The organism is Candidatus Thiothrix phosphatis (assembly GCF_035668035.1).
Lineage (GTDB): Bacteria > Pseudomonadota > Gammaproteobacteria > Thiotrichales > Thiotrichaceae > Thiothrix > Thiothrix phosphatis.
Genome location: NZ_JAYMYJ010000136.1, coordinates 1 through 25,903, shown reverse-complemented (window position 1 = coordinate 25,903; position 25,903 = coordinate 1). Strand labels below are relative to the sequence as shown.

Below are 25,903 nucleotides of genomic sequence, written 5' to 3'. Positions count from 1 at the left end.
GCAGGTTTCAAAGTGCATAACCAATCGGGCCACCCTGGCCGGTCGTTATCAGGTAATTCGTGTGACTGGTTACCTGCCAACGTAAATTCCCAAACAGCGCACGATTTTTATGAGATGACAAACAGTGAATATTTACGTTGGCAACCTGCCCTATAAAATTACCGAAAATGAACTGCGTGAACTGTTCGGCGCTTATGGCGACGTGTCCAGTGTCAGCATGATCAAAGACAAAATGACGGGGCAATCCAAGGGCTTCGGTTTTGTTGATATGCCTAATGCCGCTGAAGCCACAGCAGCTATTAATGGCCTGAATGAACAAGCAGTTCAGGGCCGTAACATCAAAGTTAACGAAGCTAAACCACGCGAAGACCGTCCACGCGGCAGCGGCGACCGTGGTGGGTTCAAACCGCGTGGTGGTGACCGTGATGGCGGTTTCCGTAGCGACCGCGGTGGACGTGGCGGTGATCGTGATGGTGGTGGTTTCCGCAGACGCGAATTCTAATTCAGCCAAACGAGTAACGGAAAATCCGTTACTCGTTTCTTATAATTCCTACCGGCAAATTGACCGGGGCGTTGATGCAAAGATGTTTGTTCCGCCCGGTTTCTCCAGCCTTTATTTGCACGTTTGATTTCGCCACCCCAAAGGTTTTTGCCAGAAACTTCAGTAAGTGCTGGTTTGCCTTGCCATCAACGGGTGGTGCTGTAATACGGATGCGAATACGGTCTTCTTGGATGTCGGCAAGCTCATCCTTGCTGGCTTTAGGCTGCACCCGTACAAACAAGTGCAGCATTTCCCCTTCCCAGTGATAAAAACCTACCATTCCGCCGATTCCTAAAGTCCAAAAGACTGGAGTAGGATCAGTGCGACATACAGCAGCAGGATCGCAACCATTGGCGAGAGGTCGATCATGCCGATCGTCGGCACGATGTTACGGATCGGCCGCAGGATCGGGTCAGTCAGGCTGTTGAGTATGTCCGCCATCGGGTTGCCGTAGCTATTGCCCACCCAGCTCAGAACCGCCTGAATGATCAGCGCGAAGATGTAGATGTTGATCACCATCTTCAGCAATTCAACCACGGAATAGATCAACACTACCGGGGGATTGGCACCGCTTCCCTGCAAGCCAAGCAGCAGGAAGACCTTGATAATCATCAGGCTCAAAGCCAGGACGATCGCGGCCGTGTCCAGCTTGCCGATTGCCGGGATCAGCCGCCGCAATGGCGCGAGCAACGGATTGGTGATTTTGACCAGGAACTGTGACAGCGGATTATAGAAATTCGCCCGTGACCAAGCCAGCAGAAACCGGATCAGGACTGCCCCGATGTACAGTGAAAACAAAGTTTCGACCAAAAAGACGCCTACATTCTGTAATGCCTGCATGAAATATCCCCTGTTTGTTTAGCTATTGGCCGCAGCCAGTTCACGCGAGCGGCTGTCGGCAGCCTGCAATGCCTTGGCGAACAAGTCATGCAGGCCACCGTCGGTCAGCACTTGCAGCGCTGCTTCGGTGGTGCCGCCTTTGGATGTCACCTTGCGGCGCAGTTCGGCCGGTTGGTCGTTGCTTTCCAGCGCCAGCCGGGCTGCCCCCAAGGCGGTTTGCACGATCAGCAAGTGGGCGTCTTCGGCCCGCAGCCCCAGTTGTTCCGCTGCTGCCTGCATCGCTTCCATGATCAGGAAGAAATAGGCCGGGCCGCTGCCGGAAACGGCGGTCACCGCGTCCAGTTTGTCTTCATCTGCAAACCACAAAGTGACGCCGACAGCGCGCAGGATGCTTTCCGCCAAGCTGCGTTGCAGGTCGGATGTGTGTGCATTGGCGTACAGGCCGGTGGCACCAGTCTGCACCAGCGCGGGCGTGTTCGGCATGCAACGCACAATCGGCAAATTGCCGCCCAGCCAGCGGTTGAGGGCCGGTTCACGGATGCCAGCGGCGATGGAAACAATCAGCGGACGGCTGCGCTGGGCGGTTTCCGCCAGTTTTTCGGCGACTTCGCGCATGATCTGCGGTTTGACCGCCAGCACCACCACATCTGCGCCTTGCATGGCTTCCAGGTTGTCAGTCGTGGCCAGCACGTTGGGCCAGTATTGGCGGATGGCGTCCAGTTGCAACTGGTCAGGGTCGGCCACGCGCAGCGCGACATTGGCCTGATCCTGCAACAAGCCAGCGATCAGGCTGCGCGCCATGTTGCCAGCCCCGATGAAGGCGATCGTGGTTGGCTTTTGTGCAATTTTCGGTGTGTCCATATACGCTCTTGGTTTTGTGTCTGTTGGCGGGTTTCCGTAATAATAGGCGCATTCTACTATTTTCAAGGGCAAGAATGGAAAATCTGCTGTTACTGGGGTTAATCGCGCTGGGGGTGTGGTTCTGGCTGGACTCGCTGAATGCGCGTGAACGGGCGGTCGCCGCCGCCATCCGCGCCTGCCGGGAAATCAATGTGCAGTTCCTGGACCAAACGGTGGCGCTGGAAAGCCTGAAACCAGCCCGCAATGCTTACGGGCAGGTGGTGCTGCGGCGCATTTACGGTTTTGAATACAGCCAACAGGGGGTGGAACGGCGGCATGGCCGGGCGATCCTGCGCGGGCGGATGTTGGAACAGGTGCAACTGGATACGGATAGCGGCTCCATCATTGAGCAGCATGATTAGGCGCTTGTTTCAGAACAAAATGCGCCACAGCAGTTTCATAAAGGATTGTTCCGTCAGATAGGCGTAACCATACAAGATCATGCCGCCCGCAATCAGCAGGTAAAATCCCCACAGCAAAACACGCCCCACGATGGAGGCCGTAACCCAACCCACCACCAGCACAATGGCGGCGTACATCATGTTCTGCGTCACAATCCAGGTCAGGATGGCGGCAAGGATCACCAAAGCATGCAGCATTACAAAAACCGGCTGATCAGGATCATATCGGCATCCACCCCTTGCGGCAGTGGGATGCGCACCTTGTGGCCGCTGCCGGGCGCAACCTCAATGCTGTCGCCTTGCAGGGTCTGCATCGAGTCTAGTACGAGTTCGCGGTTATTGCCGCCAGGCAGGACGAACTCCAGCCGGTCGCCTACGCAGAAACGGTTTTTCACGTCCACTTCGATCCAGCCACCACTGCGGTCGACCCGCATGGCTTCGGCCACAAACTGTTGCTGGTGGCCTTGCGAGGCTCCCTGTATGTAGTTTTGGTATTCGTGGGTGTGATGGCGTTCGTAGAAACCGTCGGTGTAGCCCCGGTTGGCAAGGTTTTCCAGCACGCCCAACAATTGCGGGTCGAACGGCTTTCCGGCCAGCGCATCGTCAATCGCCTGCTTGTAGGTCTGCGCCGTGCGGGCGACGTAATAATGCGACTTGGTGCGGCCTTCGATCTTCAGGCAGTCCACGCCGATTTCGGTCAGGCGCTGCACATGCTCGATGGCGCGCAAATCCCTGGAGTTCATGATGTAGGTGCCGTGCTCATCTTCGAACACCGGCATCAGCTCGCCGGGGCGGTTGGTTTCTTCGAGGAAATACACCTTGTCGGCCAGCGGGTGGCGCTCCTGATTGCCGCAGGCGGCGAAGCTTTGTGCCTGATTGAAAGCATCCATCGACAACACAGCTTCTTTCGGCACGTATTTGCCTTCCGCTGCCTCCACCGCCTCGGTGGTCTTGTATTCCCAGCGGCAGGCGTTGGTGCAAGTCCCCTGGTTCGGGTCGCGGTGGTTGAAGTAGCCGGAGAGCAGGCAGCGCCCGGAATAGGCGATGCACAGCGCGCCGTGCACAAACACTTCCAGCTCCATGTCCGGGCACTGCTGGCGGATTTCGGCGATTTCATCCAGCGACAGCTCGCGGGAAAGGATGATGCGGCTCAGGCCAATATTTTGCCAGAATTTGACCGTTGCGTAGTTGACGGTGTTGGCCTGCACGGAAAGGTGCACCGGCATCTCCGGCCAATGTTCCCGCACCAGCATGATCAGGCCGGGGTCGGCCATGATCAGCGCATCCGGCTGCATGGCGATCACCGGCTCAAGGTCTTTCACAAAGGTGCGCAGCTTGCTGTTGTGCGGGGAAATGTTGACCGCCACGTAAAACTGTTTGCCTTGCGCATGCGCTTCGCGGATTCCCAGCGCCAAGTTGGCGTGGTCAAACTCGTTGTTGCGCACCCGCAGGGAATAGCGCGGCTGACCGGCGTAGACCGCATCCGCACCGTAGGCGAACGCGTGGCGCATGGCTTTGAGGGTGCCCGCTGGGGCAAGCAATTCAGGACGTTTCATTGTGATCAGGCACCGTAATAATCAGGTTCGTTGCCAGCTTTCCATTTGATGTTGCAGCCAAGCGACGCTTTTTGGTCAGCCGGTGGGTATTGGTGCGCCAACAGGCGGTCAAGCGCCACCCGCAAGTCGTGGCCGGTCACCGGCGCGGCGTTTCCCGGGCGGGCGTCATCAAACTGGCCACGGTAAAACAGCTTGTGCTGTTCGTCAAACAGGAACAAATCGGGCGTACAGGCGGCTTTATAAGCCTTGGCCGTCGTTTGCGGCCCATCATACAGGTAAGGGAAGGCATACCCATGCGCCTGCACAGCCGCCGCCATGTTTTCAGGGCTGTCATCCGGGTAACTGGCGGCGTCATTGGCGTTGATGGCGACCACGGCGACGCCGCGCTGCTGGTATTCCTGCGCCAGATGGGCGAATGCTTCACGAATATGGATCACATAGGGGCAGTGGTTGCAGATGAAGGCGACCAGCAACGGTTTTCCCACGAAATCCTTGCGGGCAATGATGTGGCCAGTGGCAGGTTCCGGCAGGGCGAAATCGGGGGCGTCCGTACCCAGTTCCAGCATGGTAGAAGGTGTGCGGGCCATAGGCGTCTCCTGGAAATCTGACTGTGTTGCTGTGGAATCACGATTATACGCCAATCGCCCCAAGGCGCGGCAATTATCCTCATTCCGGGGTATACTGTTGCAATGCAGCATCCAGACTTATCAGGAGGGGAAACCATGGCGGCACGCTACCAGGACTTGGGCAATGGCATTTACTGTATTGACACGGATTTGTATCGCCCGCAGATGGCGGCCTGTTATTTGGTGCGGGAAGGGGATGCGGCTGCTTTTATTGACACCGGCACCTTCCACACCATCCCCTTGCTGATGGAGGTGCTGGCGGAGCTTGGCCTGTCAGCCGGTGATGTGCGCTATGTCATCCCTACCCATGTGCATTTGGATCATGCGGGTGGCGCGGGTGAGCTGATGGCGCGTTGCCCGGATGCGTCCTTGATTGTCCATCCCAAAGGTGCGCCACACATGATTGACCCCTCCAGATTGCGGGCGGGGGCCATTGCTGTGTACGGGGAGGAAGGGTTCCGCCAGGATTATGGCAAACTGGTTCCGGTTCCTGAGCAGCGGGTGATTGTGGCGGCGGACGGTTATGCCATTGACCTCAATGGGCGCACCCTCAGCTTTTACGACACGCCTGGGCACGCCAATCACCATGGCTGCATTTTCGATCACAAGAGCAGGCATTGCTTTACCGGCGACACGTTCGGCATTGCCTACCGGGAGTTTGACACCGCCAATGGGCCATGGATTTTCGCCCCGACCACGCCGGTGGCGTTTTCTCCGGAACAGTGGCATGCCAGCCTTGACAAACTGGAAGGCTTGCAGGCATCCGCCATGTTGCTCACGCATTACGGGCGGGTGACGGATGTGGCGGGGTTGATGCCAAAATTGCGTGCCAGCATCGATTCACTCAGCCGCTTGGCAATACAGCAAGAAAATGCACCAGAAGGGCGCATCGGCACCTTGAAAAAGCAAATTTTCCATACCTGGCTTGAAGAGATAGCTGGGCATGGCAGCACCCTGCCTGAAGGGGATATACGGGATCTGCTGGCGGTTGATGGTGAATTGAACGCACAGGGTTTGGATGTCTGGTTGCAACGTCGGGCAAAAGCCAAAACATGAATTAGATTCAGTGAATTGCAAATACCCGAGCAATAGGGTAGGTTGGTATTTGAGCTGCTATTAAGAATATCAAGATTTACTTATATACATGAAATATAAGTGCTTATCTCTCATTAAAATAAATTTAACTTATGATACGACAGAAAGAAACGCATTGGTTTATGCACTGAAAGTGTATAAAGTGCTCGTGTTCTAAATTTCAAGTCAGTGGCCAATGAAAATTTTCTATCACTAAATAGGTGATGCTTTGGTCACTTTAGATGATAATTTATTGACCAGGAACACGCACACCCATGTCAAAATTAGTAGCACCACATGGCGGTGGCGAACTCAAGCCGCTGCTGCTCGAAGGCGCTGCACTGGAAGCTGAAAAAGCTCGCGCAGCCACTCTCCCCCAAATCCAAGTATCATCCCGCGAAGCTGGCGACATCATCATGATGGGGATCGGCGGCTTCACGCCGCTAGTGGGCTTTATGGGCAAAGCCGATTGGGCGGGCGTTTGTGATGGCATGAAAATGACCAGTGGTTTGTTCTGGCCTATTCCTATCACGTTGTCTGTTGATCTGGCCGCCGCTGAAGGGTTGAAGGAAGGGGACAGTGTCGCGTTGGTCAGTGATGAGCAGGGTGGTGTCCTCGCCACCATGCGGATCACGGAAAAGTACTCCATCGACAAGGCGCACGAGTGCATGATGGTTTACAAGACCACCGATCTGGAGCACCCAGGCGTCAAGATGGTGATGGATCAGGGCGAAGTCAATCTGGCAGGCCCGATTAAGGTGCTTTCCACCGGCACGTTCAAGGATGAGTACGGCGAGCAATTCATGACGCCAGCGGAAACCCGCGCCGAGTTCGATCAGCGCGGCTGGAAAACCATCGCGGCATTCCAAACCCGCAACCCGATGCACCGTTCCCACGAATATCTGGCCAAAATCGCGGTGGAAATCTGCGACGGCGTGCTGGTCCATTCCCTGCTGGGCAAGCTGAAACCAGGCGACATTCCGGCGGATGTCCGTTCCGAAGCCATTCAGGTGCTGATCGACAACTATTTCGTCAAAAACACGGTCATCCAGGCCGGTTACCCGCTTGACATGCGTTATGCAGGGCCGCGTGAGGCATTGCTGCATGCGCTGTTCCGCCAAAACTATGGCTGTTCGCACCTGATTGTTGGGCGTGACCATGCGGGTGTCGGCGATTACTACGGCCCATTTGACGCGCACCATATTTTCGACGAAATCCCGGCGGATGCGCTGGAAACCCAGCCGCTGAAAATCGATTGGACGTTTTGGTGCAACAAATGCGGCGGCATGGCCTCCATGAAAACCTGCCCGCACGAAGCCGCTGACCGTGTGCTGTTGTCTGGCACCAAGGTGCGCAAGATGCTGACCGACGGCGAGGATTTGCCAGCCACCTTCAGCCGTCCGGAGGTGGCGAAAGTGTTGCAGGCTTACTACGCCACCTTGACCGAAAAGGTCGAAATCAAAATGACCGGGCATTCGGCGAAATAAGGCTGTCCGGCAATGTGATCTCTGGCGGCAGGGTGAGTTCCTGGGGAGGGGCCGCACCGCCGCTGGTTGAGTTCTGTAACCGTAATGTAGCAATACAACTTGTTTTGAAGGAGTTACACAATGCCTACGTTTGTACGTACTGACAAATGCGATGGCTGCAAAGGTGGTGACCGCACCGCTTGCATGTACATCTGCCCGCACGACCTGATGAAGCTGGATGTGGACGGTTCCGCCACTGGCCACGCCATGCGCGCCTACAACCAGGAGCCAGACCAGTGCTGGGAATGCTATTCCTGCGTCAAAATCTGCCCTCAGAACGCTATCGAAGCGCGCCATTATGCTGACGTCGTGCCTCTCGGTGGTTCTGTGCAGCCTCTGCGCGGCCAAGACTCCATCATGTGGTCCATCAAATTCCGTAACGGCACCATGAAGCGTTTCAAATTCCCGATCCGCACCACGCCGGAAGGTTCCATCGACTGCTACGGCGGCAAGCCAAAAGCAACCTTGGCCAATCTGGGCAAGGCGCTGCTGACCCGCGAAGTGATGGGCGGCTACCGCTCTGGCAACCCTGACGAGCTGATCTGCAAGTGATGCTTGCTTGACAAACGCTTCATTTTTAACGATTTAGATTATTGAGGAAAGACAAATGGCAGGTACATTTGGTAATCCAGAGGTTGTCCAGGAAGAAGTGGACATCCTCCTCATCGGCGGTGGTATGGCGGCTTGCGGTGCTGCATACGAAATCATGCCGTGGATTCAGGCGGCGAAAGAAGAAGCTGGCGTTGACATTAAAGTCAAGCTGGTGGACAAGGCGGCGATGGACCGTTCTGGCGCGGTTGCGCAAGGTCTGTCCGCGATCAACACCTACATCGGTTCCGAGCAAGACCCAGCGGACTACGCCCGCATGGTTTCCAACGACCTGATGGGCATCACCCGTGACGACCTGGCGTATGACCTGGGCCGTAACGTTGACGATTCCGTCCACCTGTTCGAAGAATGGGGTCTGCCCATTTGGAAAACACTGGACAATGGCGAGCGCGTTGACGGCGCAACTTGGCCAAAAGAAGGCGGCAAACTGCTGAAAGACGGCGGCAAACCTGTCCGTTCCGGTAAATGGCAGATCATGATCAACGGCGAATCCTACAAATGGATCGTTGCTGAAGCCGCCAAGAAAGCGCTGGGTTCCGACAACATCCAGGAACGTGTTTTCATCGTCAAGCTGGTCAACGACGCCAATGACAAAAACCGTGTGGCTGGCGCGGTTGGCTTCTCCGTGCGTGAAGACAAAGTTTATGTTTACAAATTCAAGGCTTGCCTGCTGGTGGCCGGTGGTTGCGTAAACATCTTCCGTCCACGTTCCGTTGGTGAAGGCCAAGGCCGTGCATGGTATCCGGTATGGAACGCAGGCTCCACCTACACCATGGCTGCTGAAGCCGGTGCCGAACTGACCATGATGGAAAACCGCTTCGTTCCGGCACGTTTCAAAGACGGTTACGGCCCTGTCGGCGCATGGTTCCTGCTGTTCAAAGCTCAGGCAACCAATGCTTACGGCGAAGTCTACATGCAGAAAAACAAAGAGCTGCTGAATGACTACCCTCCATACGGCCAAGCTGCGGTTCCAGCTTCTTGCTTGCGTAACCACCTGATGCTGAAGGAAATGAAGGAAGGTCGCGGGCCTATCTACATGGATACCGTCACCGCCCTTGCCAAACTGCGTGAAACCCTGTCTCCTCGTGAAGTCAAACACCTGGAAGCAGAAGCGTGGGAAGACTTCCTCGACATGTGCGTCGGCCAATGCGGTATCTGGGTGGGTGAGAACGTTGAGCCAGAGAAGAAAAACTCTGAGCTGATGCCAACCGAACCTTACCTGCTGGGTTCACACTCCGGTTGCTGTGGCATCTGGGCTTCAGGCCCTGACGACGTTGGCGCGCCAACCACTGAAGAGCATCCTGAGAAGGACAAAATCCCGGCTCACCTGCCACAAGGCTGGAACTGGGGTTACCGTGGCATGACCACCGTCAAGGGCCTGTTCACCGCAGGTGACGGCGTGGGCGCATCTGGCCACAAGTTCTCTTCCGGCTCCCACACTGAAGGCCGTCTGGCGGCTCAGTCAATGGTCAAGTTCGTCATCGACAACAAGGACTGGAAACCTGAGCTGGACACTTCCGTCGACTCGCTGGTGGAAGAAATCTACCGTCCAGTCCGCACCTTTATGGAGCACAAGGACTACACCACCGCGATTGATGTGAACCCGCACTACATCACGCCTCGCATGTTGCAGTTCCGTCTGCAAAAAATCATGGACGAGTATGTTGCAGGTGTTGCCACTTACTACAACACCAATGGCATCATGCTGGGCATTGCGGAAGAAAAACTGGGCATGCTGAAAGAAGATGCGCTGAAGATGCGTGCGAAAGACCTGCACGAACTGCTGCGTGCGTGGGAAAACTACCACCGTATCCTGACGGCGGAAGCCCACATGAAGCATATCCAGTTCCGTGAAGAGTCACGTTACCCTGGCTTCTACTACCGCACTGACCACAACTACGTTGATGAAGAAAATTGGCACTGCTTCGTTAACTCCGTTTACGACAAAAATACCAAGACCTGGACGGTGTTCAAACGCGCCCATAAGGATCTGGTTGATAAATCCAAGCTGTTTAAGCCTGCCGCCCACTAAGCGGGTTGCCTTACAACAGCACTAGGCCGTAACATCGGTCTAGGCCAAGATCAGGGCATCTTAGGATGCCCTGATTTTTGCCCACAGTTAAAAATTTTATGGAGGAGTTATTTTATGAAAATCATCCTGTTGGGTGGTCCTGGTGCAGGCAAGGGGACACAAGCCGGTTTCATCAAAGAAAAATACAGCATTCCGCAAATTTCCACGGGCGATATGCTCCGCGCGGCTGTCAAGGCTGGCACCCCGCTGGGTGTTGAGGCCAAAAAAGTCATGGATGCGGGCGGGCTGGTTTCTGACGGCATCATTCTCGGTTTGGTCAAGGAGCGCATTCAGGAAGACGATTGCAAGAACGGCTTCCTGTTTGACGGTTTCCCCCGCACATTGGCGCAGGCCGACGCGCTGAAAACCCAAGGGGTTGACATTGATGCAGTGGTGGAAATTGCGGTTGATGATGCGGAAATCGTGCGCCGCATGAGTGGCCGTCGCGTGCATGTGGCTTCGGGCCGCACTTATCACGTTGTGTTCAACCCGCCAAAGGTTGCAGGCAAGGACGACGAAACTGGCGAAGACCTGATCCAGCGTGATGATGACAAGGAAGAAACCGTTTTGAAGCGTCTGGAGGTTTACCATTCCCAGACTGCCCCGCTGATCAAGTACTACTCTGACTGGGTGGCTTCCGGCGACGCCAAAGCGCCGCGCTACATCCGGATCGAGGGCATTGGCAAGGTTGATGAAATCCGCGACCAGATTTTCGCGGCATTGGGTTAAGATTTTGGTGGGGTGCGGGGTTTCACTCCGATGCCCCACATCCACATTCAGTGACAGGAATTGTAATGGCTTCCCCCAACAAAATCAGTGCAGGCAAGGTTGTCCAGTTCAGCTACTTCATCACCGATGAAAGTGGCCAGGTGGTTGAACAGGTGGACCTTCCGCTCAACATGGTGTTCATGATGCACAACCGTTTGTATGACAGCGTGGAACAGGCGTTGGTCGGTTGCGGTGCCGGTGATCAGGTTGCGGCGGATGTCCCGCCAACCGTTGGTTCCTGGGGTGAATCTGACCCCAGCCTCATCTTTACCGAAGCCACTGACAATGTGCCGCCTCCCTTCCGCCGGGTAGGTGAGGAAGTCCAGTTCCAAAATGAAAGCGGCGACACCAAGACATTCCGCATCACCAGCGTCACCCGTGAATCCGTCACGCTGGATGGCAACCACCCGTTCGCGGGGCAAACCATGAAGTTCCACGTCAAGGTGCTGGCGGTGCGCGACGCCACAGCGGAAGAAATGCGTTATGGCATCCCATCTGGGGCTCCGGGTGCTGATCCGGGCGCAACCATGCACTGACAACCAGAAGCAGCAAGTATTATGGCCAAAATCCCTGACCTGACCGACCTCGAAAAGCACATCATCCAGCAGACCATCGATGAACGTTGGGGCAAGGGCAAAGTGACAGCCGAAGAAGTCGAAGTCGAAATCCGTTTGTCCCCTGCTGACCGCGAGCTGACTGCCTGCCCCGCAATGTACTGGGAGCACGAAGATTGTCAGTTTGTCCTCGCCAAGAGCGGTGAAAGCCGCTACCGCTCACAGTTTTTCTATTCCGTCAAAGACCGCTTTGGAACGGGCATTGACGAATATGCCGATTTGGGTGACTGCGTGCTCTACCTGCTGCGTTTGCAGGCTGACCATGAGAGCGAGCGCAAAAAGAATTTTCCGACAGCTTAAATCCACACGTTAGATATGAGAGATCGCATAGAGGAGTTTGTGATATGACCGTCAAGAATGCCTTTTACGCACAATCCGGCGGCGTGACCGCCGTCATCAATGCTTCGGCCTGCGGTGTGCTCGAAACCGCGCGCCAGCACAAAGACAAAATCGGCACGGTTTACGCTGGCCAGAACGGCATCATCGGTGCCTTGCTGGAAAACCTGATCGACACCAGCAAGATTTCCGATGCGGATGTGGCGGCGCTGCGCCATACCCCCTCCGGCGCGTTTGGTTCCTGCCGCTACAAGATGAAAAGCCTGGAAAAGAACAAGCGCGAATATGAACGCCTGATCGAAGTTTTCAAGGCGCATGACATCGGTTACTTCTTCTACAATGGTGGTGGCGATTCCGCCGATACCTGCCTGAAAGTTTCCCAACTGTCTGACGCCATGGGTTTCCCGATCCAGGCGGTGCATGTGCCGAAAACCGTCGACAATGACCTGCCGGTGACGGACAACTGCCCTGGTTTCGGTTCCGTCGCCAAATACATCGCGGTTTCCACCCGCGAAGCCAGCTATGACGTGGCTTCCATGTGCGCCACTTCCACCAAGATTTTCGTGCTCGAAGTCATGGGCCGTCATGCAGGCTGGATTGCCGCCGCAGGCGGTCTGGCGGCTGATGCCGACAACGATATTCCGGTCGTGATCCTGTTCCCTGAAGTGGAGTTCAATCAGGAAAAATTCCTGGCGGCAGTCGACGCCAAGGTGAAACAGTACGGCTATTGCTCCATCGTCGTTTCCGAAGGCTGCCATTATCCTGACGGCAAATTCCTGGCGGAACAGGGCACCCGTGACTCCTTCGGCCATGCGCAACTGGGTGGCGCGGCCCCGGTTGTCGCCAACATGATCAAGGATGCGCTGGGTTACAAATTCCACTGGGCGGTGGCTGACTACCTGCAACGTGCGGCGCGCCACCTGTCTTCCAAGTCCGACGTGGAACAGGCTTACGCCTTGGGCAAAGCGGCGGTTGAGCTGGCGCTGGAAGGCAAAAACTCCGTTATGCCAGCAGTTATCCGCGACTCCAACAAGCCTTACAAGTGGCACATTGGTTCCGGTGAGCTGAAAGACATCGCCAATGTCGAAAAGATGATGCCGATGGAATACATCAGCGCAGACGGCTACGGCATTACCGAAGCCTGCCGCGATTATCTGCAACCGTTGATCGAAGGCGAAGACTATCCGCCATACGAAAACGGCATGCCGAAATACGTGACGCTCAAACATCAGCTGGTTGGGAAAAAACTGCCCGCGTTCGAGCTGTAATTCCGCTGCGCTCCCCCTGTGCAAGGCAGGGGGAGTTTTCCCTGCCTGTGGCGCAAGATTTGCATATTACTGCCATCTGGTTTTGCTTGAATGGTGTCCATGCACAAGCTCATGTTGGTCGACAACGACCCGGAACGTTCCGACAGCCTCGAAATTGCCCTGCATCAGGCGGGTTATATCCATACAGTCCGTATCGCCCAGGATGAAAACCTGCTGGCCGCCGTGCGTCAGCACCAGCCCGATATTATCCTGATCGACATGCAGAGCCCTGACCGCGACACCCTGGAGTCGTTGCGCACCGTCAGCAAGGAAATCCCCAAGCCCATCGTGTTTTTCGCCGAACAAAGCGACCTCGACACCACCCGCGCCGCCATTAGCGCCGGGGTCAGCGCCTACATCGTGGATGACTTGCCTGGCAAACGCCTGAAGTCGGTGCTGGAAGTCGCCATCGCCCGTTTCCAGGAACACCAGAAACTTAAAGATGAGCTGGAAGATTACAAAACTCGCCTGCAAGACCGTAAAGACGTGGACAAGGCCAAGGGCATCCTCATGCAGCACCGCAATTTGACGGAGGAGGAGGCGTACCAGCTCCTGCGCAAGATGGCGATGGACCGCAATATGAAAATCGGCGAGGCTGCCCGCAACTTCGTCGCCGCCATGGCATTGTTGGGGGGCAAACCGTGATGAAGCAGGATTTGCGCATCGGTTTCCTGCCGCTGACGGATTGCGCCGTCTTGGTGGCGGCACAGGAACGCGGTTTTTTTGAGAAATACGGCCTGAACGTCACGCTCCAGCGGGAAGTGTCGTGGGCGAATATCCGCGACCGGGTGGCGTTTGGCGAACTGGATGCCGCCCACATGCTGGCCCCGATGCCGCTGGCGGCCACCCTCGGCATCGACGGCCTGGGCATCCCCATGCAGACCGCTGTCAGCATTGGCCTGAACGGCAGCGCGATTACCCTTTCCAGCGCATTGATGCAGGGTGTGCGCACCCACTTTCCCGAATACCTGCACACCAGCCCGCTGCGCGCCACCGGACTCAAGGCGCTGCTGGGGCGCGGGCCGCAGCGCAAGCTGGTGTTGGGCTGCGTTTACCCCTTTTCCCAGCATTACTATCTGTTGCGCGCCTGGTTGCAGGATGGTGGGCTGGAAATCGGCCAAGATGTCGAAGTCCGGGTGATCCCGCCGTCGCAGATGGTCAGTGCGCTGACGGCTGGGGAAATTGACGGTTATTGTGCGGGCGAACCCTGGAATCAGGCCGCCGTGCAGCGCGGTGTGGGTTGCGTCGCCGTCAGCAGCTATGGCCTATGGCATAACGGCCCGGAAAAAGTGGTGGGCGTCACCCAGGCTTGGGCGGAAGCCAATCCCCAACTGCATCTGGCGCTGGTCAAGGCGCTGTTGGAAGCGGCGGTCTGGGCGGATGACCGGCACAACCGGGCCAAGCTGGCGGAAATGCTGGCGTGTCCGCAGTATCTGGATGTCCCGCTGGAGCTGATCCGTGCGCCGCTGCTGGGGCGTTACCGCTACGCTGCCGATGAGCCGGAGCGTTTCCTGCCCGATTTCAATGTGTTTGCCCGTTATGCCGCCAACTTCCCCTGGCGTTCGCATGGGCGCTATTTCCTGCGCCAGATGCTGGCGGCGGGCCAGCTTGCCGAGCCAGTCGCCGATGAAAACGCCTTGCTGGCCAGCGTTTACCGGACTGAACTCTACCGGCAGGCGGCGGATGCGCTGGGCTACCCTTATCCTACTGGCGATGAAATCCCCATGCTGGATTGCACGACGCCATGGGTGTTGCATGAAGCCAGCCAGCCGATTGCGATGGGCAGCAACCATATTGCGTTGCCCCAGCTCAGGGGCGGGTAGCAAAAGGGCGCGCTAGTGGAGCAATTGGTACGCCAACAGCAGGATGCCCACTGCTTCCAGCGCCGCCAGCCATTTCCAGAACAGCAACGGGTTGCGCTCCAGCAACGGGCGGTTTTGCCTGGATGCCAGCAGGCTGTCATTTGGCTTGGTTAAATCGGCGACAAATTCGGATAGCAAATCGTAGCGTTTGTTTGGGTTAGGGTGCGCCGCCTTTTCCAGGGCTGCATCCACCCATTCCGGCACTTTGGGGTTGTGCAGGCAGGCCGAGGTATATTGGAATTTCTTTTTGTGCGCCCGCTCCGGTTCGATTTCCCCAAACGGCAACTGGCCGGTGAACATTTCGTAGGCGATCACACCCAGCGAAAAAATATCCGAACGGTTGGTGCCGCGTGCTCCCTTGAAATATTCCGGGGCGGAGTAACTGGCGGTGCCGACAATATGGTTGTGTTGCAGCACGCTCTGGATTTCCAGCAGGCCCGCAATGCGGGTGGAGCCAAAATCAATGATTTTCAGGGTGTTGTGCTGGTCGATCAGGATATTGTCCGGCTTCAAGTCCTGGTGGATCATTTCCAGCCGGTGCATGGCGCGCAGGCCTCGGGCGATCTGGTCAACCGTTGCCCGCACCTGGGTGACGCTGGGGTCAGGGTTGTCCCGCATCCACTGGCGCAGGGTTTGCCCTTCAACGTATTCCACCACGCTGTAGAGAAACGTCTGTTGCCGTTGGCCAGTGTCGTGCAATTTGATCAGGTGGGGGGAGTTCAAACGGCGGGCAACCCATTCCTCGTGCAAAAACAGGTCAATATACGCGGGGTCATCGTTGAAATTCTGCGAGGGGGTCTTGATGACGACCTTGTTTCCGGCTTCCAGGGTGTCTTCCGCCAGATAAACCTGGCTGCGCGAAGTGGCGTTCAACTCCCGCAGGATCCGGTAGCCATCCAGCGTTTGCCCGGCCTTCAGGTCAGGCGGGAAGGGTAGCCTGCCAAGCTGTTGGTAGAATTCCTCGCGGTTGACTTCAGGCAGTTGCCCGATGCGCACGACCTGGCAGGTGATATTGTCCTGGCTGCCTGCCTGCAAGGCGGTTTCCACCAGGTGTTCGGCGCACTGTTGTGGGTCATGGCCATGCTGGCGCAGCAATTCAGCGAGATAAGCATCCGGCAATACGTCATGCACACCATCGGTGCTCAGGATAAAGACATCATCCTGCTGTAATTCCAGCACACGGAAATCCATTTCCAGGCTGGTGTCCAGCCCCAGGGCGCGGGTCAGGTAGGAGCGTTCCCCGCTGAAGTGCACCCGGTGATCCTTGCTCAGGCATTCCAGCTTGCCGCCTTGCCAGCGATAGATGCGGCTGTCGCCGACGTGCGCAAGATACGCGGTATGCGACTTGAGGATCAGGCAACTGAAGGTGGTTGACATGCCGCCTGTCCCGCCGTACTGGCGTTGCCCCTGGCTGCATAGCCAGAGGTTCAACGCGCCCACCACCTTATTGATGGCCGTCTTGACCGTCCAGGAATCCGGTGTGCTGTAATAATCGCTGAGGAATTGTTTGACCGCCACTTGGCTGGCTTCCTTGCCGCCTTCGCTCGCGCTTACCCCGTCAGCAATGACCACGGCGATGCCCTTGCTGTCCAGGGCATTGCCTTGGGGTGTGATGGCCCCGTAGAAGTCGTCATTGTCGGGTTTGGTTCCGGCAATGGAATGCTGTCCGAGGGTAATGGCGAGATTCTGGCTCATGGCGATCCCCGTGCTTATTTCAGCTCAATCATCTGTACCGTGCCATCCGGCAACACCTCGGTCATGGTGCCACTGGGTTCACGCAGGAATACGGCAACGAATGCCAGCACCAATAATGCCGTGCCGCCAATGGTCATGAAGAAGATTTGCGGGTTGGTGCTGGCCAAGACGGTCAGGAACACGACACCGCCCACATTGCCGTAAGCGCCCGCCATCCCCGCGATCTGCCCGGTCAGGCGGCGCTGGATCAAGGGCACCATGGCGTAAACCGCGCCGGAACCGGCTTTGGAGAAGATGCCGCCCAGCGTGGCCGCCGCGATCACCATCAGCACTGACCATTCCTTGCTGACCTGCCCCAGCAGCATGAAGCTTGCGCCGATGCCGATGAACACGATCAACAGGGTGATCTTGCGCCCAAACTTGTCACTGATCAGGCCACCCATGGGGCGCGCCACCAGATTGATGAAAGCGTAAGAACCCGCCAGCAAGCCCGCCGTCACTTTATCCAGGCCAAACATGTCGACGTAGAACATGGGCAGCATGGAAACGACAGCCAGTTCCGTGCCGAAGGTGACCATGTACGCCAAGTCCAGGATGGCCACCTGGGCGAATGAATAACGTTGCAGTTCTGGCACGGGCTCTTTCAGGATGTGCTTGTTCAATTCCCAGATTTTCCACGCTTGGAACAGGTAAGTCGCGGCCAGGATGCCATCAATCACGTTGACGGCTTCAACGGAAATCAGGCCAGGGGCCAGTTTGCCCGCCAGCATCGCCAACGCTGCGTACATGGGGATATTCATGATCATGTACAGCACGAGGTCGAAACCGCTGGTGACTTCCAGTGCGCCGGTCTTTTTCGGTTTGAAGTAGGTGGAGCCTTTCGGGGTATTACGTACACGCCAGTAGTAGATCAAACCGTAAACAATGGAGATGATGCCGGTGATGATAATTGCTGCCCGCCAGCCAAATTCTGCCCCGATGGTGGTGGCGATAATCGGCAATAACCAAGCGGAACCCGCAGAACCGAAGTTGCCCCAGCCGCCGTAGATGCCTTGGGCAATGCCGGTTTGGCGTGCTGGGAACCATTCCCCGATCAGGCGGATGCCGACCACGAAACCCGCGCCAACCATGCCCGCCAGCAAGCGTGTCAACGCCAGTTGTTGGTAGTCCTGTGCCATCGCAAAGAAAATGCTGATGACCCCGCCTAAAACCAGAATCCCGGCAAACATGATGCGCGGCCCAAAGCGGTCAACCATCATCCCCACCACGATCCGCGCGGGAATGGTGAGGGCAATGTTCAGGGTCAGCAACAGCTTGGCTTGCAGGTCAGTCAGTTGCAGTGACTCACGGATAAAGGGCATCAGCGGGGCATGGGCAAACCACACCATGAAGCTGACGAAGAACGCGAACCACCCCAGATGCAGGGTGCGGATATTGGCTTTGGAAAAGTCCAGTAAGTTGAACTTTTCAGAAGGGTTGCTGCTCATAGTGCATCACCTCATAAAAAAACATAACAAATACAAAAAATAAGGGGAATCCTGGCGTCTGTGGACTGGTCATGGTTTCGACCGAAATACATTTCACATGGTGAAAAACCTTTTCTGTGGCCAAAAAAAAAGCCCTGGCTACTGTTGGGGAGGAGAGGAACCAACAGTAAACCAGGGCATCTTTACCCAAAATCCTGCGCAGCACTGCACAGGGTAGGAGGAGTCACTTTAAGGGCAGTCGCCGTTGACTGCCTGTGGGTATTCAGGCAATTATCGTGCCATGTCTTGTATCCAATAAAAACAGATAGTTATGATTTTTCGAAAAAATTGGCATGCACCTTGATAGGTAATTGTTCGCTATTTTGGTGCAGTGCATTATTCGTGGGGTAGACCGGTTGGAAGGAATCCTTGCTTTTTAGCGTGATCCACTATTTGCGGGGTAAGCCAGTTGGTCTTTGATTTTTTCAAGCTTGGTTTGGCATCCACGAAATATCAATTTTTCGATGTTGCCGGACACAATCACGTAGATAAAGGTTGATCAGGCTCTGATACGGGACACCCGATTCTTCAGCCATGTTTTTGAAGTAATCAACGACATCTTCACCTAAACGTATAGTCACTGACTTTTTTAATTTCTGGGCGTAAGGATTCTTACGGGACTTCATTTTTGATAAATCATATTCTGCTTTCATGACGTGCTACCTTTGTAAAGTTTGCGCTCATTCTTGGTGGCTTTGCGGGCGGAGATGATTCTGATGGTTTGACCATCATCACGTTCACAATGGCAAACAAGCAATATGTTGGATTCACGGCTCAAACCAAGCATCAAAAATCGATCTTCGTTATCTGAATGACCATCGTCGTAAAATTGGACAGCAAATTCATCATAGAAAACTGATCGTGCCTCCTCAAAGGAGATGCCATGCTTTTTTAGGTTAACTGCTGCTTTTTTGGTATCCCATTCAAACCGTATCATCGTTACATTGTATGTACGTGATGTGGCTTGTCAAGCTGGTCAACTTCGTGTGGCGCGCTCTAGCTTGGGTTGTTGAAAAGTACCCATCCATGATTTTCATATATGGAAAACTCAAACGTGAGCCTGAAGCCTGCCTGTTCCTCCCGTTTTGCCCTATAGCGATGCAGGATTGGCATTTATTCCCCAAGGTGGAGCGTGGGTTTAGCCGTTTTCCCCTGAAAAAGCCCGATTTCGCTGGGATTTGCTATTGGCACAAGTTTTGCAGAGCAAATTTCACTTGCTGCCCACCGGTCAACGGCGACCATCCGCAGCGACCCCACGCACCGTCGCGTGATGACAACCAACGGGTAACGAAGCCCTGAATCTCAAGCCTGAAAACGGCCCGGAGATTCAGGGCTTTTTTGTTTTCAGGAGAAGCAAAAATGCTGAAAGAAAATTTGGTGCTGATCGGCAACGGGATGGCGGGTGTACGTACCCTTGAGGAAGTGCTCAAGCTTGCCCCGGATCATTACAACATCACGGTGTTTGGCGAAGAGCCTTACGGTAACTACAACCGCATCATGCTGTCGCCGGTACTCGCCAGCGAAAAGACCATCGAGCAGATCATGCTCAACGATGAAAACTGGTACGTGGAAAACAACATCACCTTGCACAAGGGCAAGAAGGTCGAGCAAATCAACCGTGCGCGCCGTGAAGTGATTGCCGCTGATGGAACCGTTGCCAAGTATGATCGCCTGATCATTGCGACCGGTTCCGTGCCGTTCATCCTGCCATTACCGGGCGCAGACAAGCAGGGGGTGACTGGTTTCCGCGACATCAAGGACGTGGACGCCATGCTGGATGCTTCCCGCCGTTACAAGAAAGCCGCTGTCATCGGCGGCGGTTTGTTGGGGCTGGAGGCTGCCAATGGCCTGATCAAGCAGGGCATGGATGTAACTGTCATCCACCTGCCTGACATCCTGATGGAGCGCCAGCTCGACAAGCCAGCCGCACAAATGCTGCAAAAGTCGCTGGAAGAGCGCGGCATGAAATTCCTGATGGAACATAACACTGCCGAAATCCTTGGCGAAGAGCGTGTCACCGGCCTGCGTTTCAAAAACGGCACTGAAATCGAGGCCGATTTGGTGGTCATGGCCGTGGGCATCAAGCCCAATATCGCGCTGGCCAAATCCGCTGGTTTGCACTGCGAGCGCGGCATCGTGGTCAGCGACACCATGCAGACCATTACCGACCCGAAAGTCTACGCCATCGGTGAATGCGTGCAGCATCGCGGGATTGCTTACGGCTTGGTTGCGCCATTGTTCGATCAGGCCAAGGTCGCGGCCAACCATCTGGCGAAATACGGCATTGCCCGCTACGAAGGCACAGTGACTTCCACCAAGCTGAAAGTGACCGGGATCGAGCTGTTCTCCGCTGGTGACTTCATCGGCAATGACAAGACCGAAGACATTGTGTTCAAGGATGCAGGGGCGGGGACTTACAAGAAAATCGTCTTGCAGGACAACCAGATCAAAGGCGCAGTGCTGTACGGCGACACTGTGGATGGCAGTTGGTACTTCCAGTTGATGAAGGATGGCACCGACATTTCCGCCTTCCGCGACACGCTGCTGTTCGGGCAGGCGCATCTGGGCGATTCCGGCCACAACCCGGAAACCCGCGTGGCTTCCTTGCCGGATGATGCTGAAATTTGCGGTTGTAACGGCGTCTGCAAGGGCGACATCGTCAAGGCGATCACCGAAAAAAAGCTTTTCACGCTGGATGACGTGCGTGCCCATACCAAGGCTTCCGCTTCCTGCGGCTCCTGTACTGGGCTGGTCGAATCGCTGTTGGCGCATACTGTCGGCGGCGATTACAACAAGACGCCAACCAGCAAACCCTTGTGCAAATGTACGGATGCCACTCACGACCAGGTGCGCGCCGGTATCCTTCAGCATGGCCTGAAAACCATGCAGGCGGTGCGCGACCACTTCGAATGGACGACGCCGGATGGCTGCCCCAGCTGCCGTAACTCGCTCAACTACTACCTGCTGTGCGCCTGGCCAAATGAATACCAGGACGATGCACAATCCCGTTTCATCAACGAACGTGCCCACGGCAATATCCAGAAAGACGGCACCTATTCGGTCGTTCCGCGCATGTTCGGCGGCATGTGCACGCCGCAGCAATTGCGTGCGATTGCCGATGTTGCCGACAAGTACGAAGTGCCGGAAATGAAAGTCACCGGCGGCCAACGTATCGACATGTTCGGCGTGAAAAAGGAACAACTGCCCGCCATGTGGAAGGATTTGACCGAAGCTGGTTTCGTGTCCGGCCATGCTTACGGCAAGGCGCTGCGTACCGTCAAAACCTGTGTTGGCAGTTCCTGGTGCCGTTTCGGTACGCAGGATTCCACCGGCCTGGGCGTGAAGCTGGAAGAGCTGACCTGGGGCTCGTGGATGCCGCACAAGTTCAAGATGGCGGTTTCCGGCTGCCCGCGTAACTGTGCGGAAGCGACCATCAAGGATTTCGGTGTGGTGTGTGTGGATTCCGGCTATGAGCTGCACATCGGCGGCAATGGCGGGATCAAGGTGCGCGTCACCGACTTGCTGTGCAAGGTGGAAACCGAGGAAGAGGTGCTGGAATACAGCGCGGCTTTCTGCCAGTTCTACCGCGAAGACGCGCACTATCTGGAGCGCACCGCCCCGTGGGTCGAGCGTGTCGGCCTGGACAAGGTCAAGAAGGTGATGGAAGACGCGGAACAGCGCAAAGCCTTGTACGAACGCTTCCTGATTTCGCAACAACCAGCCCAGGTTGACCCGTGGAAGCAACGTGCCGAAGGCGCGGAAGCCAATGAGTTCACCCCGATCACCATCGCGTAACCCCATCACAGAGAGTTGGAGAAACAGATTATGTCCAAGTGGATTGAAGTCGTTGAGTTGAGCAATATCCCGCTGCTGGGTTCCCGCGTGGTTAAAACCCGTGACATGGATATTGCCGTGTTCCGTGGCCGGGATGATCAGGTATACGCCATCCGCGATGCCTGCCCGCACAAGAATGGCCCGTTGTCGCAGGGCATCATGCACGGTTCCACCGTCACCTGCCCGCTGCACAACTGGAAGATTGACCTTGCCAGCGGCCATGCGCTGGGGCCGGATGAAGGCTGCACCAATGTATTTGCTACGAAAGTGGAAGCAGGAAAGGTCTACCTGAATCTGGATTAAGCTCATGAAAACAACCCGAACCACCTGCCCCTACTGTGGCGTCGGCTGCGGCGTACTGGTGCAACAGGACGCCAACGGTAGTTTCAGCGTCAAACCTGACCCGGAACACCCCGCCAATCTTGGCCGTTTGTGTTCCAAAGGCACGGCGCTGGCGGAAACGCTCGACCACCCTGAGCGCTTGCTTTTTCCCGAAATCGACGGGCAGCGCGTCAGTTGGGATGACGCTATCCAAACCGTTGCCAGCCGTTTCCAGGGCATTATTGCGGAACACGGGCCGGATGCGGTGGCTTTCTACGTTTCCGGCCAGTTGCTGACCGAAGATTATTACGTTGCCAACAAACTGATGAAAGGCTGCATCGGCTCGGCCAATATCGACACCAATTCGCGGCTGTGCATGTCTTCGGCGGTGGCGGCGCACAAGCGGGCGTTCGGGGAAGATTTGGTGCCGTGCAGTTACGAAGACCTGGAACAGGCCGAGCTGATTGTGCTGGTTGGCAGCAATACCGCTTGGTGCCACCCCGTTTTGTACCAGCGCATGGTCAAGGCGAAAAAGGCCAACCCGGCCTTGCAGGTCGTGACCATTGACCCGCGCCGCACCCAGACGGCAGACCTTGCTGACCTGCATTTGGGGCTTGCGCCGGGGACGGATGCCATTCTGTTCAACGGTTTGCTGGCATGGTTGGTGGCGGACGGGCGTATTGCGACGGAATTCGTTGCACAGTCCACCGAGGGTCTCAAAGCCGCACTGGAAGCGGCAAGAAACAGCGCGCCGGATGCAAAGTCCGTCGCAGAACAGTGCAATCTCGATATTGAAGCGGTGCAGCGCTTTTTCCACCTGTTTGCCACCTGCGAAAAGGTGGTGACGGTTTTTTCGCAAGGCGTCAACCAGTCTTCCAGCGGTGTGGATAAAGGCAATGCGCTTATCAATTGTCACCTGCTGACCGGGCGTATCGGCAAGCCGGGCATGGGGCCGTTTTCTTTCACGGGGCAACCCAACGCCATGGGCGGGCGCGAAGTCGGCGGCTTGGCCAACCAGCTCGCCGCACATATGGAAATCGGCAACCCGCAACACCGTGAGCTGGTGCAACGTTTTTGGCAAGCGCCCCGCATGGCGGGCAAGCCCGGCCTGAAAGCGGTGGATCTGTTTGAGGCTATCCATGATGGCAAGGTCAAAGCGGTTTGGATCATGGCGACCAACCCGGTTGTCAGCCTGCCGGATTCGGGCCGGGTGCGTGAGGCATTAGAGATGTGTGAGTGTGTGGTCGTGTCAGACTGTGTGCGCCATACCGATACGGTCGATAGGGCGCACATCCGTCTGCCTGCCTTGACCTGGGGCGAACGCAATGGCGCGGTCACCAATACCGACCGCACCATTTCCCGTCAGCGGCCTTTCCTGCCGGTTCCAGGCGAAGCAAGGCAGGACTGGGAAATCATCACCGCCGTGGCGCGGGCGATGGGCTTCGGCGCATATTTCCCGTACCAGTCCGCGCATGAAATCTTCTGTGAACATGCCGCGCTTTCCGCCTTTGAAAATAATGGCACACGCTGTTTTGACATCGGCGCATGGCAAAACTTGGGCATAGCGGAATACGATGCCCTGGAGCCAACCCAATGGCCGTTGGATGCAGCAGGTCAGGGAACCCCGCGCCTGTTTGCCGATGGCCGTTTTTTTACAGCTTCCGGCAAGGCGCAATTCATCAGTGTGCAACCGCGTCCGCCACAGTCCATCCGCACCCCTGAACACCCGTTTGTATTGAACACCGGGCGGGTGCGCGACCATTGGCATACCTTGACCCGCACCGGCATTTCCGCACGTTTGTCGGCGCATAGCAGCGAGCCGACGGTGGAAATCCACCCATGCGATGCCCGTGACCAGGGCTTGCAGGCAGGCGATATTGCCCGCATCCATAACGCATTGGGCGAAATTTTGGTGCGGGTGAAAACCAGCCGTGACCAGCAGCGCGGCAGCCTGTTTGTGCCGATGCACTGGAGCGACCAGTTCGGCAGTGCGGCCAGGGTCGGCATGTTGGTCCCGGCGGTGACTGACCCGCTTTCCGGGCAGCCGGAAGCCAAGCATGCGACGGTGGCGATTGCGCCATTTGCGGCCCGCTGGCATGGCTTCCTGCTTTCACGGCGCAAGCTGGCGGTGGCGGCTGAGTTTTGGTCTTGCGCACGGGTGGAACAGGCCTGGCGCTATGAGCTTGCAGGCAGTGCCCCGGTTGCGGACTGGGCAACATTCGCCCGTGGGTTGCTCTGCCAGCAGGGTGGCGATGTGAATTGGGCGGAGTACCAGGACACCAAACGCAACACGTACCGCGCCGCCCGTTTTGTCGGTGACCGGCTGGAAAGCTGCCTGTTCATCAGCCCTTCCGCCGCATGGTTGCCGCCGCGTGACTGGCTGGCGGGCCTGTTTGTGCAGGAAGCCTTGCCGCCTGCCGAACGCGCCAGCCTGCTGACAGGCAAACCGGCGGTGGCGGGGGAAGACCGGGGGCGCACTGTCTGCGCTTGCTTCAATGTTGGGGAAAAGACCATCCGCAAGGCCATTGCGGAGCAGGGGCTGACAACGGTGGAGGACATCGGGCGTTGCCTGCAAGCCGGAACCAACTGCGGTTCTTGCCTGCCGGAACTGGGCGCGGTGCTGGCGACCTGCCTGCCCGCGTAAGCCGCTGGTTTGCCATTGCCGTCTGTTCCGCGCTTAGGCCGCCAGATGCCCCAGGAGCACTTCGGGGTCAACCGGCTTGACCAGATGGACATCAAAACCGGCCTCACGGGTTTGCTGCCGGTCGTCATTCGCGGCGTAGCCGGTGACGGCGATGAGCCGGGCGGCGGCTGTTTCCGGGGTGTGGCGCAGGGCGCGGGCGACGGCGAAACCGTCCATTTCCGGCAAGCCGATGTCGCAGAGCACGATGTCGGGGCGCACAGTCCTGGCCGCTTCCACCCCGCTCAACCCGGTAAAGGCGACGGTCACGTCGTAACCGCTCAGTTCGAGCAATGTGCGCAAGCTCTCGGCGGCGTCCAGGTTGTCCTCGACAATGAGGATGCGCACCTGTTTTCCGGCTGGCTGGGGGGCTGTGGCCTGCGTCAGCGCGGGCAACTCGGCTTCACACGGCAATTGGAAGGTGATTTCGGTGCCTTGCCCGTTGCCTGCGCTGGCCGCTGCTATCGTCCCTTCGTGCATTTCAAGCAGGCCTTTGGCGACCGAAAGCCCCAGCCCCAGCCCGCCACGGCTGCGGTCCAGCGATCGGTCTGATTGGGCGAACGCCTCAAAAGGGTCATATCGCGTCAGCCTCCAAGGTGTTTTTTTATGGATTTTACCGCTAAACGTCAATGGCGTTTAGTTTGTGTCATCTAGAATGGATTATGCCGCAAACTTCTGAAATTGCATCCATGTTTGCCTGCGAATCCAGGAATTGCCCGCAACCAGTTGTGGTGGATGAAGATGGGTAAGTGGTTTGTGTCTGGTGGGGATCGAAATGAAGGGGCTTCATTGCCCTAATGCCTTCCTGAGCCGGGG

26 protein-coding genes are annotated in these 25,903 nt (G+C 56.6%); 15 read left to right on the top strand and 11 right to left on the bottom strand.

Features of this window, described 5'->3' with window-relative positions; genetic code table 11:
- Positions 1-124: 124 nt before the first annotated feature.
- Positions 125-502 (top strand): RNA-binding regulator, encoded by a 378-nt coding sequence (rbp, locus tag VSS37_RS15990; protein WP_324696811.1) that lies wholly within the window; start codon positions 125-127, stop codon positions 500-502.
- 28 nt (positions 503-530) lie between these two features.
- Here rbp and VSS37_RS15985 read toward each other — a convergent pair whose 3' ends face one another.
- From VSS37_RS15985 to proC, 3 genes are read right to left on the bottom strand one after another with little or no spacing between them, the layout of a single operon-like run.
- Positions 531-791 (bottom strand): DUF167 family protein, encoded by a 261-nt coding sequence (locus VSS37_RS15985; protein ID WP_324696809.1) that lies wholly within the window; start codon positions 789-791, stop codon positions 531-533.
- A gap of 41 nt (positions 792-832) precedes the next feature.
- Positions 833-1,381, bottom strand: coding sequence for a YggT family protein (locus VSS37_RS15980; protein ID WP_324696806.1), 549 nt, complete (start codon positions 1,379-1,381; stop codon positions 833-835).
- A gap of 18 nt (positions 1,382-1,399) precedes the next feature.
- Positions 1,400-2,242, bottom strand: coding sequence for a pyrroline-5-carboxylate reductase (gene proC / locus VSS37_RS15975; protein WP_324696804.1), 843 nt, complete (start codon positions 2,240-2,242; stop codon positions 1,400-1,402).
- A 74-nt stretch (positions 2,243-2,316) separates the two neighbouring features.
- Between proC and VSS37_RS15970 the strand changes: the two genes are divergently transcribed.
- Positions 2,317-2,643, top strand: a complete 327-nt coding sequence (locus tag VSS37_RS15970; protein WP_324696803.1) for a DUF3301 domain-containing protein — start codon at positions 2,317-2,319, stop codon at positions 2,641-2,643.
- 9 nt (positions 2,644-2,652) lie between these two features.
- Here VSS37_RS15970 and VSS37_RS15965 read toward each other — a convergent pair whose 3' ends face one another.
- The 3 genes from VSS37_RS15965 to VSS37_RS15955 are packed head-to-tail and all read right to left on the bottom strand — an operon-like array spanning position 2,653 to position 4,825.
- Positions 2,653-2,880, bottom strand: a complete 228-nt coding sequence (locus tag VSS37_RS15965; protein ID WP_324696802.1) for a hypothetical protein — start codon at positions 2,878-2,880, stop codon at positions 2,653-2,655.
- Positions 2,880-4,238 carry a prephenate-dependent tRNA uridine(34) hydroxylase TrhP gene (trhP, locus tag VSS37_RS15960; protein WP_324696801.1) on the bottom strand — a complete coding sequence of 453 codons (1,359 nt, stop codon included), beginning with the start codon at positions 4,236-4,238 and terminating at the stop codon, positions 2,880-2,882. The genes VSS37_RS15965 and trhP overlap by 1 nt, the downstream gene beginning before the upstream one ends.
- A 5-nt stretch (positions 4,239-4,243) precedes the next feature.
- Positions 4,244-4,825: a thioredoxin family protein gene (locus VSS37_RS15955; RefSeq protein ID WP_324696800.1), complete on the bottom strand. Its 582-nt coding sequence runs from the start codon at positions 4,823-4,825 to the stop codon at positions 4,244-4,246.
- Positions 4,826-4,960: 135 nt separating this feature from the next.
- Between VSS37_RS15955 and VSS37_RS15950 the strand changes: the two genes are divergently transcribed.
- From VSS37_RS15950 to VSS37_RS15905, 10 genes are all read left to right on the top strand, one after another.
- On the top strand, positions 4,961-5,920 hold the full coding sequence (locus VSS37_RS15950; RefSeq protein ID WP_324696798.1) for an MBL fold metallo-hydrolase: 960 nt from the start codon (positions 4,961-4,963) through the stop codon (positions 5,918-5,920).
- A 293-nt stretch (positions 5,921-6,213) separates the two neighbouring features.
- A complete protein-coding gene (gene sat / locus VSS37_RS15945) occupies positions 6,214-7,425 on the top strand; it encodes a sulfate adenylyltransferase (RefSeq protein WP_324696796.1) in 1,212 nt (403 codons plus the stop codon).
- A 120-nt stretch (positions 7,426-7,545) separates the two neighbouring features.
- A complete protein-coding gene (gene aprB, locus VSS37_RS15940) occupies positions 7,546-8,016 on the top strand; it encodes an adenylyl-sulfate reductase subunit beta (RefSeq protein WP_324696795.1) in 471 nt (156 codons plus the stop codon).
- 55 nt (positions 8,017-8,071) lie between these two features.
- Positions 8,072-10,105: an adenylyl-sulfate reductase subunit alpha gene (gene aprA, locus VSS37_RS15935; RefSeq protein WP_324696793.1), complete on the top strand. Its 2,034-nt coding sequence runs from the start codon at positions 8,072-8,074 to the stop codon at positions 10,103-10,105.
- Positions 10,106-10,219: 114 nt separating this feature from the next.
- Complete coding sequence (gene adk / locus VSS37_RS15930; protein WP_324696792.1) at positions 10,220-10,873, top strand: adenylate kinase; 654 nt, start codon at positions 10,220-10,222, stop codon at positions 10,871-10,873.
- Between the two features lie 65 nt (positions 10,874-10,938).
- Positions 10,939-11,448 (top strand): FKBP-type peptidyl-prolyl cis-trans isomerase, encoded by a 510-nt coding sequence (locus VSS37_RS15925; RefSeq protein ID WP_324696790.1) that lies wholly within the window; start codon positions 10,939-10,941, stop codon positions 11,446-11,448.
- Positions 11,449-11,469: 21 nt separating this feature from the next.
- A complete protein-coding gene (locus tag VSS37_RS15920; RefSeq protein WP_324696788.1) occupies positions 11,470-11,826 on the top strand; it encodes a hypothetical protein in 357 nt (118 codons plus the stop codon).
- 44 nt (positions 11,827-11,870) lie between these two features.
- Entirely contained in the window at positions 11,871-13,130 is a 1,260-nt protein-coding gene (locus tag VSS37_RS15915; protein WP_324696787.1) for a 6-phosphofructokinase, read from the top strand.
- 99 nt (positions 13,131-13,229) lie between these two features.
- Positions 13,230-13,814 (top strand): ANTAR domain-containing response regulator, encoded by a 585-nt coding sequence (locus tag VSS37_RS15910; protein ID WP_324696785.1) that lies wholly within the window; start codon positions 13,230-13,232, stop codon positions 13,812-13,814.
- Positions 13,814-14,992 (top strand): CmpA/NrtA family ABC transporter substrate-binding protein, encoded by a 1,179-nt coding sequence (locus tag VSS37_RS15905; RefSeq protein WP_324696858.1) that lies wholly within the window; start codon positions 13,814-13,816, stop codon positions 14,990-14,992. Before VSS37_RS15910 ends, VSS37_RS15905 begins: the two co-directional genes overlap by 1 nt.
- 12 nt (positions 14,993-15,004) lie before the next feature.
- On the opposite strand, the gene VSS37_RS15900 is transcribed toward VSS37_RS15905, so the two are convergent.
- From VSS37_RS15900 to VSS37_RS15885, 4 genes are all read right to left on the bottom strand, one after another.
- A complete protein-coding gene (locus VSS37_RS15900) occupies positions 15,005-16,726 on the bottom strand; it encodes a bifunctional protein-serine/threonine kinase/phosphatase (protein WP_324696783.1) in 1,722 nt (573 codons plus the stop codon).
- 14 nt (positions 16,727-16,740) lie between these two features.
- Positions 16,741-18,213 (bottom strand): MFS transporter, encoded by a 1,473-nt coding sequence (locus tag VSS37_RS15895; protein ID WP_324696782.1) that lies wholly within the window; start codon positions 18,211-18,213, stop codon positions 16,741-16,743.
- A 464-nt stretch (positions 18,214-18,677) separates the two neighbouring features.
- A complete protein-coding gene (locus VSS37_RS15890; RefSeq protein ID WP_324696781.1) occupies positions 18,678-18,905 on the bottom strand; it encodes a CopG family antitoxin in 228 nt (75 codons plus the stop codon).
- A complete protein-coding gene (locus VSS37_RS15885; RefSeq protein WP_324696779.1) occupies positions 18,902-19,189 on the bottom strand; it encodes a BrnT family toxin in 288 nt (95 codons plus the stop codon). Before VSS37_RS15885 ends, VSS37_RS15890 begins: the two co-directional genes overlap by 4 nt.
- 422 nt (positions 19,190-19,611) lie before the next feature.
- On the opposite strand from VSS37_RS15885, the gene nirB reads away from it, so the two are divergent.
- The 3 genes from nirB to VSS37_RS15870 are packed head-to-tail and all read left to right on the top strand — an operon-like array spanning position 19,612 to position 25,051.
- Positions 19,612-22,047 (top strand): nitrite reductase large subunit NirB, encoded by a 2,436-nt coding sequence (gene nirB / locus VSS37_RS15880; protein WP_324696777.1) that lies wholly within the window; start codon positions 19,612-19,614, stop codon positions 22,045-22,047.
- A gap of 30 nt (positions 22,048-22,077) precedes the next feature.
- A complete protein-coding gene (gene nirD / locus VSS37_RS15875; protein WP_324696776.1) occupies positions 22,078-22,389 on the top strand; it encodes a nitrite reductase small subunit NirD in 312 nt (103 codons plus the stop codon).
- A gap of 4 nt (positions 22,390-22,393) precedes the next feature.
- The gene (locus VSS37_RS15870) at positions 22,394-25,051 is read left to right on the top strand and encodes a molybdopterin-dependent oxidoreductase (RefSeq protein WP_324696774.1); all 2,658 of its coding nucleotides are present in this window, start codon (positions 22,394-22,396) and stop codon (positions 25,049-25,051) included.
- 33 nt (positions 25,052-25,084) lie between these two features.
- On the opposite strand, the gene VSS37_RS15865 is transcribed toward VSS37_RS15870, so the two are convergent.
- Complete coding sequence (locus tag VSS37_RS15865; protein WP_324696773.1) at positions 25,085-25,717, bottom strand: response regulator; 633 nt, start codon at positions 25,715-25,717, stop codon at positions 25,085-25,087.
- Positions 25,718-25,903: the final 186 nt, after the last annotated feature.